The sequence below is a fragment of the [Bacteroides] pectinophilus genome, from assembly GCA_025146925.1.
GTDB classification, from domain to species: Bacteria; Bacillota; Clostridia; order Lachnospirales; family Lachnospiraceae; genus Bacteroides_F; species Bacteroides_F pectinophilus.
Genome location: CP102260.1, coordinates 1,648,985 through 1,663,214 on the forward strand (window position 1 = coordinate 1,648,985; position 14,230 = coordinate 1,663,214).

The 14,230-nt window shown below is 42.1% G+C and carries 13 protein-coding genes and 1 pseudogene; 1 reads left to right on the forward strand and 13 read right to left on the reverse strand.

Features of this window, described 5'->3' with window-relative positions; genetic code table 11:
• Positions 1 to 20: 20 nt before the first annotated feature.
• The 13 genes and pseudogenes from hisB to NQ488_07785 all read right to left on the reverse strand — a co-directional run bounded on the left by hisB (position 21) and on the right by NQ488_07785 (position 13,208).
• Positions 21 to 617: an imidazoleglycerol-phosphate dehydratase HisB gene (gene hisB / locus NQ488_07725; GenBank protein ID UWN94489.1), complete on the reverse strand. Its 597-nt coding sequence runs from the start codon at positions 615 to 617 to the stop codon at positions 21 to 23.
• Between the two features lie 24 nt (positions 618 to 641).
• Positions 642 to 1,931, reverse strand: a complete 1,290-nt coding sequence (gene hisD / locus NQ488_07730) for a histidinol dehydrogenase (GenBank protein UWN94490.1) — start codon at positions 1,929 to 1,931, stop codon at positions 642 to 644.
• Positions 1,932 to 2,028: 97 nt separating this feature from the next.
• Positions 2,029 to 2,688, reverse strand: coding sequence for an ATP phosphoribosyltransferase (gene hisG, locus NQ488_07735; protein ID UWN94491.1), 660 nt, complete (start codon positions 2,686 to 2,688; stop codon positions 2,029 to 2,031).
• 36 nt (positions 2,689 to 2,724) lie between these two features.
• On the reverse strand, positions 2,725 to 3,990 hold the full coding sequence (gene hisZ, locus NQ488_07740; protein UWN94492.1) for an ATP phosphoribosyltransferase regulatory subunit: 1,266 nt from the start codon (positions 3,988 to 3,990) through the stop codon (positions 2,725 to 2,727).
• A gap of 97 nt (positions 3,991 to 4,087) precedes the next feature.
• Entirely contained in the window at positions 4,088 to 5,371 is a 1,284-nt protein-coding gene (locus NQ488_07745) for a diguanylate cyclase (protein ID UWN94493.1), read from the reverse strand.
• Positions 5,361 to 5,906: a Holliday junction resolvase RecU gene (locus NQ488_07750; protein UWN94494.1), complete on the reverse strand. Its 546-nt coding sequence runs from the start codon at positions 5,904 to 5,906 to the stop codon at positions 5,361 to 5,363. Before NQ488_07750 ends, NQ488_07745 begins: the two co-directional genes overlap by 11 nt.
• Positions 5,864 to 6,883, reverse strand: a complete 1,020-nt coding sequence (locus NQ488_07755; protein UWN94495.1) for an RluA family pseudouridine synthase — start codon at positions 6,881 to 6,883, stop codon at positions 5,864 to 5,866. The genes NQ488_07750 and NQ488_07755 overlap by 43 nt, the downstream gene beginning before the upstream one ends.
• Positions 6,884 to 6,905: 22 nt before the next feature.
• A complete protein-coding gene (locus NQ488_07760; GenBank protein ID UWN94496.1) occupies positions 6,906 to 7,493 on the reverse strand; it encodes a hypothetical protein in 588 nt (195 codons plus the stop codon).
• Positions 7,447 to 9,315: a YgiQ family radical SAM protein gene (locus tag NQ488_07765; protein ID UWN94497.1), complete on the reverse strand. Its 1,869-nt coding sequence runs from the start codon at positions 9,313 to 9,315 to the stop codon at positions 7,447 to 7,449. Before NQ488_07765 ends, NQ488_07760 begins: the two co-directional genes overlap by 47 nt.
• 8 nt (positions 9,316 to 9,323) lie before the next feature.
• Positions 9,324 to 9,935 carry an HAD family phosphatase gene (locus NQ488_07770; GenBank protein UWN97124.1) on the reverse strand — a complete coding sequence of 204 codons (612 nt, stop codon included), beginning with the start codon at positions 9,933 to 9,935 and terminating at the stop codon, positions 9,324 to 9,326.
• 147 nt (positions 9,936 to 10,082) lie between these two features.
• A pseudogene (locus tag NQ488_07775) lies at positions 10,083 to 10,808 on the reverse strand (rRNA pseudouridine synthase).
• Positions 10,809 to 10,816: 8 nt separating this feature from the next.
• The gene (locus NQ488_07780; protein ID UWN94498.1) at positions 10,817 to 12,199 is read right to left on the reverse strand and encodes an RsmB/NOP family class I SAM-dependent RNA methyltransferase; all 1,383 of its coding nucleotides are present in this window, start codon (positions 12,197 to 12,199) and stop codon (positions 10,817 to 10,819) included.
• 124 nt (positions 12,200 to 12,323) lie between these two features.
• The gene (locus NQ488_07785) at positions 12,324 to 13,208 is read right to left on the reverse strand and encodes a M23 family metallopeptidase (protein UWN94499.1); all 885 of its coding nucleotides are present in this window, start codon (positions 13,206 to 13,208) and stop codon (positions 12,324 to 12,326) included.
• A gap of 80 nt (positions 13,209 to 13,288) precedes the next feature.
• Between NQ488_07785 and NQ488_07790 the strand changes: the two genes are divergently transcribed.
• Entirely contained in the window at positions 13,289 to 14,227 is a 939-nt protein-coding gene (locus NQ488_07790) for a hypothetical protein (GenBank protein ID UWN94500.1), read from the forward strand.
• The last annotated feature ends 3 nt before the right edge of the window (positions 14,228 to 14,230 follow it).

The window sequence follows — 14,230 nt, forward strand, 5'->3', positions numbered from 1 at the left end:
CCGAATCTCCATTCTGTATTCTATAACGTACCCTTTGTTGACAGTACACTCTTAATTCTTGAATCTCTCATCGTAGCTTCATCAAGCGCCTTTGCAAATGCTTTAAACATGCCCTCAATTATATGATGGTCATTACTTCCCGCCATCTGCTTAATATGAAGGTTCATTCCGGCAGCATATGATATTGCATAGAAAAATTCCCTTACCATCTGTGTATCAAAATATCCAACCGAATCCGATGAGAATTCACCGTCAAACACCAGATAAGGACGTCCTGACAGATCTATTGCACACAGTATAAGCGCCTCATCCATCGGAAGAATTATGTCACCGTAACGTCTGATTGACTTCTTATCTCCCACAGCCTTGCGGATTGCCTCTCCGAGCACAATTCCCGTATCCTCTATCGTATGGTGGCAGTCAACGTAAAGATCTCCCTTTACGTTCATCTGCAGATCAAAAAGTCCATGCCTGGCAAAACTCTTAAGCATATGATCAAAGAAGCCTATTCCCGTATCTACCGATGCCTCGCCTCTTCCATCTATCTTAAATGTACACTTAATCTGTGTCTCATTTGTATTACGTTCCACAGTTGCAGTTCTGAAATCTGATGACATATCCTGTTCCTCCGTGTCAGTTAACTATTCAAATCTTACATGTATTGAATTGGCATGTGCAGTAAGCTTTTCTGCCTTTGCAAATGTCTCAATATCCTCATGGATAGGCTCAAGGGCTTCTCTTGAGTACATAATGATGCTCGATTTTTTAATGAAGTCATCCACACTGAGCGGTGAGAAGAACTTGGCAGTTCCATTGGTAGGAAGTACGTGGTTAGGTCCTGCAAAGTAATCACCAAGCGGCTCTGAACTGTATTCCCCAAGGAAAATAGCTCCTGCATTCTTAATCTTTGTCATTGTATTGAACGGATCCTTAGTTACTATCTCAAGATGCTCTGATGCAATCTCGTTAGCCACATCAATTGCCTCTTCAAGATCACTGGCAACAAGTATATATCCGTAATTCTCGAGTGACTTCTCAATTATCTCACGGCGAGAAAGCTTAGGAAGATATCCGTCAATCTCTGCCGATACCTTATCTGCAAGCTCATCACTTGTAGTTACAAGTATTGCAGATGCCATCTGGTCATGCTCTGCCTGTGAAAGGAGATCCGCCGCAACATAATGTGCATTGGCTGTCTCATCTGCAATAACCATAATCTCACTAGGACCTGCTACAGAGTCAATGCTTACATGCCCGTATACTGCTTTCTTGGCAAGTGCTACATATATATTGCCTGGTCCGACAATCTTATCAACCTTAGGAATTGACTCTGTTCCGTATGCAAGTGCAGCTATAGCCTGTGCTCCACCAACCTTATAGATTACATCAACACCTGCTTCATTGGCTGCAACAAGTGTCGCAGGATATACCTTTCCGTCCTTTGCAGGAGGCGTTGTCATTACAATCTGCTCTACTCCGGCTACCTTAGCAGGAATAATATTCATAAGAACTGATGACGGATATACAGCCTTGCCTCCCGGTACATATACACCTACTCTTGAAAGAGCTGTTACCTTCTGTCCAAGCATTGTTCCGTCCGGCTTACTGTCAAACCAGCTGTACTGCTTCTGCTTCTGGTGGTAATCCCTGATATTTACAAGTGCCTTACGGATAACCTCCACGAGCTTCTCGTCAACAAGTGTATAAGCCTCTTCAATCTCTTCCTTAGTTACAACGATATTGTCCGCATTAATATCCGCCCCATCAAATCTCTTTGTGTAGTCAAATATTGCTGCGTCCTTATTCTTCTTAACATTCTCAAGAATCTCATTAACAGCACTCTCAAACTGTCCATAGCTGTTAGGACTTCTCTTAAGAAGATTCTCCAGGATATTATTCTCACTTTCCTCTGTGAGTTTTATTTTGCGCATCTTAGCCTCCTGCCCTGACGATTATACATTGTGTGCAATGCACTGTTATGAATTATGCTGTATGCATTATGTTATATGCATTATGCTATATGCATTATTATGCATTCTTCTCGTCAATATATTTTCTTAATCTTGTAATGATATCGTTAATACGCTCATTCTGCATCTTCATGCTTACTTCATTAACAACCATTCTTGCAGATAACGGACATACCTCCTCAAGTACCGTAAGTCCATTCTCCCTGAGTGTGGCTCCTGTCTCGACTATATCGACAATAACCTCTGACAGCCCTACGATAGGTGCAAGCTCTATTGAACCGTTAAGCTTGATTATCTCAACCGTCTGATGTTTCTTATTATAGAAATAATCCTTGGCAATATTAGGATACTTTGTCGCAACTCTGATAAGTTCATGGTGCATTAGAAGCTCCCTTGCCGACTGCGGTCCGCACACGCACATCCTGCAGTTGCCGGTCTTAAGATCAAGAACTTCATAGAGCTTGCGTCCCTCTTCAAGTATCGTATCCTTCCCAACAATTCCTATATCAGCAGCTCCGTACTCCACATATGTAGGAACATCCGTTGCCTTGGCAAGGAAGAATCTGAGCTTAAGATCCTCATTAGTGAATATAAGCTTTCTTGAGTTCTCATCCTTCATCTCATCGCAAGTAATCCCTATCTCTTCAAATATCTGCAATGTCTTCCTGGCAAGTCTTCCCTTGGCAAGTGCAAATGTTATATATCTGTCGTTACCCATAACAACCTCCATCATAGCGCATCATGCGCTGAATTCTTAAAGCAATTTTAAAACATCCTGTGCTGCAGCAGTCTTAATATCACCTGACGCAAGATTAAGGATTCTTACATCCTCACCGTCTGTCATTGAGATAATATCCGTAATATCCGATGACTCTGCATATGCCCTGCACTCGCTGTCATCAATTGACCTGCTGCATAACATGCTGGCGCTGACTCCTGCATTGCGCAGCTGTGCTGCAAGCTTTACCGCTCTGCTCCACTGTGAAGGCGTGTGAAGTATCATTACTCCGTTCCTGTCGCAAGGTATCTCTATCTTCTGGCGTTCTAACGCTACCATAAGCTGGTCGGCCGTGAGTGAAAATCCGATTGATGCCTTATCACTTCCGAACTGTCCTATAAGCTTATCATAACGTCCGCCCTTGACTACTGCATCCCCCGTACCGTATGTATATCCGTTGAATATAACTCCGGTATAGTACTTATGCTTACTGAGCATTCCAAGGTCAAATGTAATATATTTGTCATATCCGTTCTGTGCAAGCATTCCATAAAGTTCCTCAAGATATGCAATAGCTTCAAGTGCTTCTTCATTACTTGTAATAGAGCGTGCCCTGTCAAGTACTTCAACTGAGCCAAAAAGCTGTGGCAGAACAAGGAGTGTATCGGTAAGACTGTCATCAAGATTCTGTGATTTCAGAAGTTCCTCTACTCCGTAAAAATTCTTATTAAGCATAAGCTCAACAAGCTCATCTTCCGTATCTGTATCTATTCCTGCTTCCTTAAGAAGTCCTCTGAAGAACTGGACCTGTCCTATCTCAACCTGAAATTCCTTAAGTCCCGAACTCAAAAGAGAATCAATCACCATAGAGATTATCTCTGCATCGGCATATATTGACGAATCTCCGATAAGCTCTGCTCCAATCTGTGTTGTCTCCTTGAGACGTCCCTGATAATTATGATTGTTAATAAATGTATTGCCGATGTAGCACAGCTTAAGCGTCATATTGCTGTCACCATAATACTTGGCAGCAGTCCTTGCAATCGAAGGTGTCATATCAGGACGAAGCACAAGTGTATTGCCATCCCTGTCAAAGAACTTGAACATCTCGTTAGATGCCACACTTCCTCTCTCCTTATTGAACACATCAAAGAATTCAAATGTAGGAGTAGATATGTCATTATAGCCATATGACTTCAGGACATCATGAATCCTGTTCTGGACCATAAGCTTTCTGGCACATTCTCCGTTATAAATATCACGTACACCTTCAGGTGTATGAAGCAGTCGTTCCTTTTTCATAAATCTCTCCTTACGCTATGTCACTTTAGCGTGGTAACGTGTTATCGCGCTAGAATGATTAGAATTATATAATAAACATGAACTTATGTCAATGGCTTTATATCTCTCCATGAAGCATCTCTTTATATATTATAAATCTGTTGTGTCCTTTTTCATTGGCAATCTCCAGTGCTCTTCTGGCTTTAAGAATCATCTTGTCATAATCCTTGCCGTTGAACGGATAGCGGGAAACGCCTATTGAAAATGTAATCTTATCATTGTTAAGCAGCATGTATCTCCACTTAATCATGGTTCTGAGAGATTCGATAAATGCTCTCGCATTAACTTCAACATTGATATCCCTTACGGCAATATAAATTATATTATTATCATCTGCACCGGCAACACCTCTGCACCATACCTTATCCCTGCACATATCAAGCACAAGCCTGAACGTGTCATCAGCGGCTTTTTTGCCGTACTTTGCCGCCATCTTAGCAAGTTCGTCAATCTGCAGAAGCATAAGCATCATCTCACCGGACGGAGTATATGTAATGCTGTCCTTAATATACTTAAGCACACCGGTGCTTGTCAGATTACGGCTTTCCTTATCATTACCAAGAAGATTCTTTGAGAATGATATTCCCTCTTCAAGCACCTTAATAGTTCCTACTATTCTTGTCTTTTTTCCTTCAAGATAATAAGTACTTCCCTTGAATTCAATGAGACCGCTGCTCAGTATACTGTATTCCGATGAATTAACGTGAAACTTATGTACAAATCTTGCCGAACCATTATCTATATCCGAACACAGTGCTTCAAATTCAGCCTTCTCATCATCAGGAATAATTCCCGGTGCCCTGTACTCTGCTGCTATATCAACAAGCGGTCTTGTATCAACGACAGACATCTCATCATCTATAAATCTGTATATTGTAACGTCTCTCAGCCTGCAGTCAATTGCATATACCAGCTCTCCTTCGAGTGAAAGCAGATGACTGTATTCATTAATCATCTGACGGAGATTCTGATTCTGATGCTTAAGTGCCTGTATATCATTAAGCTTAAGTTCAAGATATTCATATGCAGATTCTTCATCGGCATCATCAGTCTTATTGCCACGCAGCTCCCCCCGTCGTATCTCGGCCATAATCCATCTGTATGAATTATCAACACGGCGCATACGCAGAACCATTGTCTTGGATGCATTGGTCTTAAGTGAATTAGCCACCTCTATAAAATCGTCAAGATCAACCTGATGTATTACATCTGTTATTGTATAATTTCTCGCAATACCTGCAAATCTGTAATAACTTTCATTAGCAGATACAATCTCAAAATTAACATTAATAATTGCCCAACCATCAATCAGTTCGTACTTCTCAATATAGTTACTTTCCATAGCTGTCCCTCACATCAAGATCTTTCTGAAGCATTTCAATATAATGAACCATTATACCATTATGCGAACGAATTTTAAACTCTTTATTTATCTCTTCATAAGTAAAGCTCTTTCTCCCGCCATCTCTGGCACGTTTCCAGAACCGCATGACATCTGAATACGGAATGTAATATGTCTCATTACGCATCACAAAATCAGCAATGATAAATGTAATCCCGCCCTGCTTCTCAAAATCGCTCATGAATTCAATCTGATGCTCATGGATATTCTGAATCGGGAATGTATCTGACGCACATTCTTTGGCATCAAAGCATACCGGAATTCCCTGGACAACACCTATATAATCCACCGTACTCTTCTGGTTAAAATATGCCAGGGTAATCTGCCCGGTGCCTTTGTCCATCTTCACCGGGGTAATCGGTGTCGGAACCTTCTGTATAAGTGCCAGTCCTGATGTTCTGTATCTGTCATTGCTATGATTAATCAGCTCTTCTAATGTAGAGCCTCTAAGTCCTCTTGAATTCCATGTTCCCATATATGTTCACCTTTGAGTACCCTGTCAAACTCCTTCGGAATATCCGTTCTGACACACAGCCCTCTTTGCGGATAATCAAGCTCATACGCATGCAGCATCTGGCTTTTTATATGATATTGGTCTGACATTCGTTTATTAATCTGCCTGCTGCCATACTTCACATCACCGGCAATCGGATGCCCAAGCGACGCAAGATGCGCCCTTATCTGATGTGTACGTCCGGTTATAAGCTTCACCTTAAGAAGGGTGAAATTGTCATTAGAAACAGCCGGAATATATTCCGTTTCAATATTATTGATCATGTCAGCCTCTGCATTATCCATGGCTTCCTTATAATCTGCATATATCGTGGATTTGTTAGTCTTTTCATCACGTACAAGATAGCCGCTTACTCTGCTGCGTTCATTAATCCGTCCAGCAACAACACATATATAATACTTGTGGAGTGTTCTGTCCCTGAATGCTTCTGACATCTCCTGAAGTCCTTTTATTGTCTTGCCCGCAACAACAAGTCCGCTCGTATTACGGTCAAGTCTGTTACAGATACCGGGTCTGAATGTAATAAGATCTTTCTGCGTAAGACTTCCCGTATCAAGAAGGTACTCCGTTACATATTCAACAAGCGACTTATCACCGGCTGATGCCTTCTGTGAGAGCATTCCTGACGGCTTGTCTATGATAACAATATCTTCATCCTCATACATAACTTTCAGCTTTATCTTATCAGGGACATCCCGGTGTGTTGTATCTTTTTCGGCCGATGTGAACTTACGAAGAGTTTCATCAGAGAAAAATATCTTAATTCTGTCGCCACCAGCCAGCTTTTCATTACCGTTACACTTTGTGTCATTCAGTGTTATATTTTTTTTGCGGAGCATCTTATATATAAAGTTCTTCTGCGCGTTGCACAGATATCTTTCAAGATATCTGTCCAGTCTCAGCCCTGCCTCGCGTGAAGATATAACAAGTTCTTTCATTGCACCTCTCCATTTTATGTGATTACATACACATGCAGCGTGCCGATTCCCATATCCACTGCATGCGGTCCGATTCTTCCTTCGTAAGCTTTGTCTCCCTGCTTTCAGACATAAGCTTTACTTTTTTGATGAACTGATTCTCATCATTATATAATGATACTGTAGCCGAAAGCCTTGCCTCTTTTATGTACTTTTCAAGATCTGCCTTAAATCTGCCTGCATCTGCTTTTGCATCTGTTGTATATGCACACACTGCATGAGGTGTTATGACAAGTGCCGTAACATATGTTGCCTTTTCTCTGGATGTGAATAAGCACTCATATTTGTGAAGGAATTTGTCATCTGCAGCTTCAATTCTTTCATACAGTTCATCACTTACCGGCCGGCATGCTATGCACATAATCAGATCTACTGCAAATTTGGCTGTCGGCAGCACCATGAGTATCGCCATCACAGTCAGCAGATTATTGCGCGTCTTACACAGTATAAGTCCTGTCACAAAGAACGCCGCAACAATGGCAAGTCCTATTGATACAGCCACAATGTACATGGTCTTTCGTGCCTTAATGTACCCTGGTATTCCTTTTTCTCTTCTTCCCTGTCTTTTCAAATCTTTCACCTCTTGCTGCCATCTTACGCGGTGGAATGAGACAATGTCTGTCAAATCCTATCAGGTCACTTCTTCCGTTGGAAAGCAGCGCTTCCTTTACAAGTTCATAATTCTCCGGATTGCGGTACTGGATAAGTGCACGCTGCATCGCCTTCTCATGCGGACTTCTCGGTGTGTACACTTTCTCCATTGTACGTGGATCATATCCTGTATAATACATGCATGTAGACAATGTTGACGGGGTCGGATAAAAATCCTGCACCTGTTCAGGTATGTACCCCATATCTCTTACATACTCAGCAAGTTCAATTGCCTCTTTCATAGTCGAACCCGGATGCGATGACATAAGATAAGGAACAACAAACTGCTCCTTGCCTGTCTTTTTGTTAATCTTTGCATACCGGTTAAGGAATGCCATATATACATCATTAGAAGGCTTTCCCATCATCTTAAGTACGTTATCGCTTATGTGCTCCGGAGCCACGCGGAGCTGCCCGCTTATGTGATTCTCGCATAATTCCCTTAAGAACGTATCATCACTGTCAGCCATAACATAATCAAATCTTATTCCCGACCTTACAAATACTTTCTTGACCTTAGGAAGCTTACGCAGCTTACGCAGCAGCGCCACATAATCCTTGTGGTCTACTTTCAGGTTGTTACACGGTTTTGGAAACAGACACTGTTTTGAAGGGCATGTACCATATCTGAGCTGTTTGTCGCAGGATGTATGCCTGAAGTTAGCAGTTGGGCCTCCTACATCATGGATATATCCCTTAAAATCTTTTTCCTCAGTCATATGCTTTGCTTCATTAATTATGCTTTCATGGCTTCTCGTCTGGACTATGCGTCCCTGATGAAATGTAAGGGCGCAGAAACTGCATCCGCCAAAGCATCCTCTGTTGCTCGTGAGACTGAACTTAATCTCTGACAGTGCCGGTATCCCACCATCCTTCTTATACACCGGATGATAATCACACATATAATCAAGTGCATACACATCATCCATCTCCTGCTGTGTAAGCGGATACGCCGGTGGATTCTGAACCACATACATCTTGTTCTTAACTTTTTCTACAAGTATCTTTGCAACAAACGGATCCGTATTGCAGTACTGGCTGTAGAAGCTGTGTGCATACTGTTTCTTGTCCGTACTCACCTCATCATACGATGGCAGTTCTATATATTCCTCGGTTATATTATCCGTCGAATCAGTACGGTAAACGGTTCCTCTTATATATGTTATATCTTTTACATTAATTCCGGCATCCAGTGCATCTGCTATCTCTACTATTGAATGCTCTCCCATTCCGTATGATATCAGGTCTGCTCCCGAATCAATCAGTATTGAATGCTTAACCTTGTCCGACCAGTAATCATAATGTGACAGTCGACGCAGACTCGCCTCTATTCCTCCGATAATTATAGGTACATCCTTATATGTCTGCCTTATAAGATTGCAGTATACAACCGTTGCATAATCCGGCCGAAGCCCCATTCTGCCTCCCGGTGAGTACGCATCCGTATGACGCCTTTTCCTGGAAACGGTATAATGGTTAACCATTGAATCCATGTTGCCGGCGCTCACAAGGAAGCCCAGTCTCGGTCTTCCAAGTATTGTAATGCTCTCCCTGTTCTTCCAGTCTGGCTGGGCAATAATTCCAACCCTGTAGCCGTGTGCCTCAAGTATCCTGCTTATTATCGCCGGTCCAAACGATGAATGGTCTACGTATGCATCCCCCGTGATATACACAAAGTCGCACTCATCCCAGCCCCTCTTTTTCATATCGCCCTTACATATGGGCAAAAAATCATGTATCATCCTGCTCCTTATTTTTGTACATTCTTATCCTGCACAAATAACTCTTCAAATGAATCTATATAATAATCCGCAAGCCTGCGTTTCTCGTCATCGGTATCTCTGGAAAATTCATCATATACCGCACATGTTGTCATTCCGGCTGATATGCCGGCCTGTATTCCTTTGACAACATCCTCAAACACAAGACAGCTGCATGGAAATACTCCCATATTCTCCGCTGCCGTAAGATATATCTCCGGGTCAGGCTTGCCATGATTGACATCACAGCCAGTCACAACTGCCGCAAACATATCTGCTATTCCGTGTGCATTAAGGCATTCTGTAACCAGTTTTCTCGAATTGCTTGTTGCAATTCCGATTTTGATTCTTCTTTTTACAAGCTCATCAAGAAGCATCCTTGCATACGGCTTCAGTTGTAAGCTGTTGGCATACCTGTCAAATGCCATATCGTTCCACAACTGTGTTATCTCTTCAGTCGATTCAGGAAGATTAAATGTCTCTTTGAAATAAACCGCTGTCTCATGTATGCTCATTCCTTCCACATCCTGTGTCATCGACTTTGGTGCGGTAAGGTTCCTGCTTCCAAGGAATTCCTCATCAATGTCCTTCCATACATGCATACTGTCTATCAGTGTTCCGTCCATATCGAATATGACACCCTTTATGTCCTTAAGTACTGTGTCGAGGCTGACAGCTTTTGAGTTCTCATCTGCTGCTTTTATATTGCAATTTGTATCCATATCATTAACACCTCTCAGATTATCTGTCTCGCTGTCTGTAAGACGGCGGTACTGCCCCGGCTTCAAATCAAAATCAAGCTGCAGCGTTCCCATTGAGATTCTCTTAAGATATGTTACACGGCAGCCTGCTGCCATGAACATCCTCTTTATCTGGTGGAACTTTCCTTCGCTTATCGTTATAACAGCTTCATCTGCTGACATTAACCTGAGCTTTGCCGGCTTTGTATGATAGATTTCTTTCGGATTATTATCAACCTCATCATCTGCACATTTGGCAATATTGATATCAATTCCTTTTGCAAATGATTCAACCGTGTTATCAGCTATAATGCCCTCAAATCTCACATAATATGACTTATCTACATGCTTTCTTGGACTTAGCAGCTTATGCGCCAGCTCTCCGTCATTAGTAATAAGCATAAGTCCTTCGGTGTCTTTATCCAGTCTTCCCACCGGAAAAAGATCCCTGCAGATGTTATCAGTAATCAGATCAACAACCGTCTGTGCCTTGGGGTCATTGGCTGCTGACAGTACTCCTTTTGGTTTATTGAGCATAAAATACTCGAACTGAGTATAACCGATGATATCACTGCCAACCATAATCTTATCCCTGTCCGTGTCCACTTTGACATCCGGCTTTGTCACCGTTACACCGTTGACACTTACCAGCTTCTTCCGTATCTGTTCTTTTACCTGACTGCGTGTTCCAACCTGCATGTCAGCAAGATATTTGTCCAGTCTTATATTAGCCATACTCTTTCCTACATCATTCTCCAGCCTGCAAGGTACTTGTTCTTGAGTGTACCATTGGCGAGTTTTCCCCATCCGAGCGGATACCCGTCAACACACACAAGCTGCCATCCGCTCTGTCTTACTACGCCGCAGCTTTCGGGGTCTATCTGTATAGTCTCACCCTTAAGGTATCTGATTACATTCTCATCGTCAGACTTAAGGTCAACCGCTGATACATACTGATCTTTTCTGAGTACCATTGCAAGTGCCTGGCTTGGCTCAAAGCGGTTTTTCTTAATCTCTCCGAGAAGAAGTCCCGTCCTCATAACTCTTAAGCCTGCCGTATTGCCGGCCTGTTTAGGAAGGATGAATACCCTCTCATCCCTTATACTGATATCTGCTGTATCTACAGGATATGTTATCTCATCAAGGAATTCCTGAAGTTCTTTTGGAATCTTCAATCCGCGTGAAGGTGATGAAGGAATAACCGATGCACCATCCGAACCATCCTTCTTTATCAATGCGACAAAATGCCCTTCACCCGCCATTCTGTGCGGCCATATACGTACAGTCTTAGACATCTGCATGTCTCTTTCCTGTCCGTCATCCTCATAGCCATGTGAGAATCCTTCGTATGGTTTAACATCAATAAGCTTAAGTTCAGGACATTCATTGAGAATATATCTGATACTCTCCTCATCCTCAAGTTTGGAGAATGTACAGGTAGAATACTGCATTATTCCGCCCGGCTTAAGCATCTTTGACGCAGCCAGAAGCACTCCCTTCTGAATCTCATGATAGAATTCCGGTCCGTTTTTCTCCCAGCTTTTTATAAGCTTATTGTCCTTACGGAACATTCCCTCACCCGAACACGGAGCATCGATCATAATCTTATCAAAGAACTCCGGATAATATGATACCAGTTTCTTCGGGTCTTCACTCATAACAAGCACATTGGGAATTCCAAACACCTCAATATTCTTAAGAAGTGCTTTGGCTCTTGAGTTGCTTATATCGTTAGTGACAAGCATTCCTGTGTGGTTAAGCTTTGCTCCAAGCTCTGTTGATTTGCCTCCCGGCGCGGCACACATATCAAGTATAGCATCATCTTCATTAACCGGCAGAACATTAGCCGGTGTCATTGCACTCGGCTCCTGTATATAGTAAAGTCCGGCATAGTAATACGGATGTTTGGCCGGCTTATCATTCTCACTGAAATAAAATCCATTCTCTATCCATGGAATCGGCTTTAATTCAAAAGGTGAAATCCTGAGAAACTCCTCAGGAGTTATCTTGAGCGTATTAACGCGCAGTCCATAATATCTGCTGTCATTAAAGCTGTCAAGATATGCGTCAAACTCATCACCAAGCATATCCTTCATTGTATCCAAATACTTCTGTGGTAAATTCATATAGTCTCCATTCTTACGCAATTCAAACGCATTTAATCATTATATTATAGCATATTCACTGCATTAATGTATAGAGCGTAATACCCCATATATACTGATAATATGTGTACTGATAATATATGCACTAATAATCGTAACGCGGAACGCTCTTTTCATAATAGCGGAGAAAACTGTATGGATTAATTCCTATCTCTTCGCCATTATTATAGATATACATTCCATAATGCAGATGCACGGGAAATTTGCCTTTTGTACCCTCTACGGCACTGTATCCGGTATCTCCCATCATACCGAGAAGAGTTCCCGGATTCACACGGCTTCCTTTTTCTATTCCCTGTGCATAAGAATCCAGGTGTGCGTAGTAATAGTATACTCCGTTATCTGACATGACTCCAATTCTGAATCCGCCTTTTTCAAGCCATCCGATATTGGTAACCGTCCCCTCTGTTGCAGCAATAACAGGCATCCGGCCCCTTATATTGTCAATCGACATTAAGTCTGTTCCTTCATGTGTCCTCCTGCCTCCGTATTTACGTTCATTGCCCCATGAATTAACGTAACTTATCCATTTTTTATGACTGTCGGTTGATAATGGCACAGGGAAAAATGCATTTTCCGAATCTTCAATCAGTGCATCATAATATGATGCCATGCCGTCAAATTCCTCCGGGCAGAAACGGTACATTCTGCGAATGAACAACTTTACATCTCCCTTTGCTGCCAGAGAGGCATCCTGTGCCGTAACCGAGTAATGATTCATCAGCATCAGTGCAGCCGCTATCTCTCCCGCCTTAATATTCCACTCATCTGCAAGCCTCACTATAACTTCTATGCTGCCCTCGCCAAAATCCATTTTTCTGAACTCATTATTATCAGCTCCTACTATATCAGCCGGAATATATGACAGGTCATATACACATATATACCGGATAATGCTGACCATGACAGCCATTACAAGCAATATCGTTGTAAGTGCACGAAGGGTTCTTATTTTTTTAATATATTCCATATTTTGAATTATTCAGTAAATATGCTCATATTATATTATGCAGCATCAATACCGTTTGTGCCTGCAGAATGGAGATTAATATGCAGTCTGGCATCTTATCAAAAAATATATGGAAAATCACTATGCTTCTTGTGTTTGCAGCTTTTGTTGCTGCTCCGTACATAACACTCCAGGGTGCGGTAAAAGGTGTCCGGTTATGGTTTAATACCGTACTTCCAAGTATGCTCCCATGCATTATTATTTCCAATCTCATTATAAATGCATACGGACGCTCTTTTAGATATCCATGGCTCTACATAATTATCACCGGACTTTTCTGCGGTTATCCGATGGGAGCCAAAAGCTGCACCGATCTGTATGGCCATGATTATAAAAATGCGTGTATGACACAATTTCTTCTTGCAGTCTGTAACTATTCCAGCCCGGCATTTATCACGGGTTATTGTATAGCCCAGACACTTATTATGAAAGAACATACGCTCCTTATTCTTGCCATTTTATATATTCCGGTCATATTATTCCTTGCTGTCGAACTTATCGCACACAGGGACTTTTACTTCAGAAGGCCTTCCTCCATTGATATTCTTCATAATACCACTGCCAAAAGTACGGCAGTCTTATCTGATGCTGCCCATATGCCTGATGTCCAATGTGTCGATGATGCCATAATGAACGGATTTGAGATAATAACAAAACTTGGCGGGTATATAATACTTTTCACAATATTCTCCGAATTCACCGCGTCGCTCCCTGTCGGACGCGGCTTACACCTTGCCATATGTGCTGTATCTGAAATAACAACCGGCACTGCGGCTGTCTGTGCAGCAGACATATCCGCACAGATGAAAGTAGTATGTGTATGCACGGCAATCGCTTTCGGGGGATTATCATGCGCCGCACAGACATGCAGCGTTATATCACATACTTTTTATTCCATAAAAAAATACACATACCACAAGCTTAGCATGGCTGCAATCACAGCCATTGTTGCCGTAATATGTGTATATGTATTCATGTGATGA

What these genes read in the sequence shown, in the direction of transcription:
- hisB (UWN94489.1), bottom strand. Translation starts at nt 617, where the DNA reads ATGTCATCAGATTTCAGAACTGCAACTGTGGAACGTAATACAAATGAG.
- hisD (UWN94490.1), bottom strand. Translation starts at nt 1,931, where the DNA reads ATGCGCAAAATAAAACTCACAGAGGAAAGTGAGAATAATATCCTGGAG.
- hisG (UWN94491.1), bottom strand. Translation starts at nt 2,688, where the DNA reads ATGGGTAACGACAGATATATAACATTTGCACTTGCCAAGGGAAGACTT.
- hisZ (UWN94492.1), bottom strand. Translation starts at nt 3,990, where the DNA reads ATGAAAAAGGAACGACTGCTTCATACACCTGAAGGTGTACGTGATATT.
- NQ488_07745 (UWN94493.1), bottom strand. Translation starts at nt 5,371, where the DNA reads ATGGAAAGTAACTATATTGAGAAGTACGAACTGATTGATGGTTGGGCA.
- NQ488_07750 (UWN94494.1), bottom strand. Translation starts at nt 5,906, where the DNA reads ATGGGAACATGGAATTCAAGAGGACTTAGAGGCTCTACATTAGAAGAG.
- NQ488_07755 (UWN94495.1), bottom strand. Translation starts at nt 6,883, where the DNA reads ATGAAAGAACTTGTTATATCTTCACGCGAGGCAGGGCTGAGACTGGAC.
- NQ488_07765 (UWN94497.1), bottom strand. Translation starts at nt 9,315, where the DNA reads ATGATACATGATTTTTTGCCCATATGTAAGGGCGATATGAAAAAGAGG.
- NQ488_07770 (UWN97124.1), bottom strand. Translation starts at nt 9,935, where the DNA reads ATGCATGTATGGAAGGACATTGATGAGGAATTCCTTGGAAGCAGGAAC.
- NQ488_07780 (UWN94498.1), bottom strand. Translation starts at nt 12,199, where the DNA reads ATGAATTTACCACAGAAGTATTTGGATACAATGAAGGATATGCTTGGT.
- NQ488_07785 (UWN94499.1), bottom strand. Translation starts at nt 13,208, where the DNA reads ATGGAATATATTAAAAAAATAAGAACCCTTCGTGCACTTACAACGATA.
- NQ488_07790 (UWN94500.1), top strand. Translation starts at nt 13,289, where the DNA reads ATGCAGTCTGGCATCTTATCAAAAAATATATGGAAAATCACTATGCTT.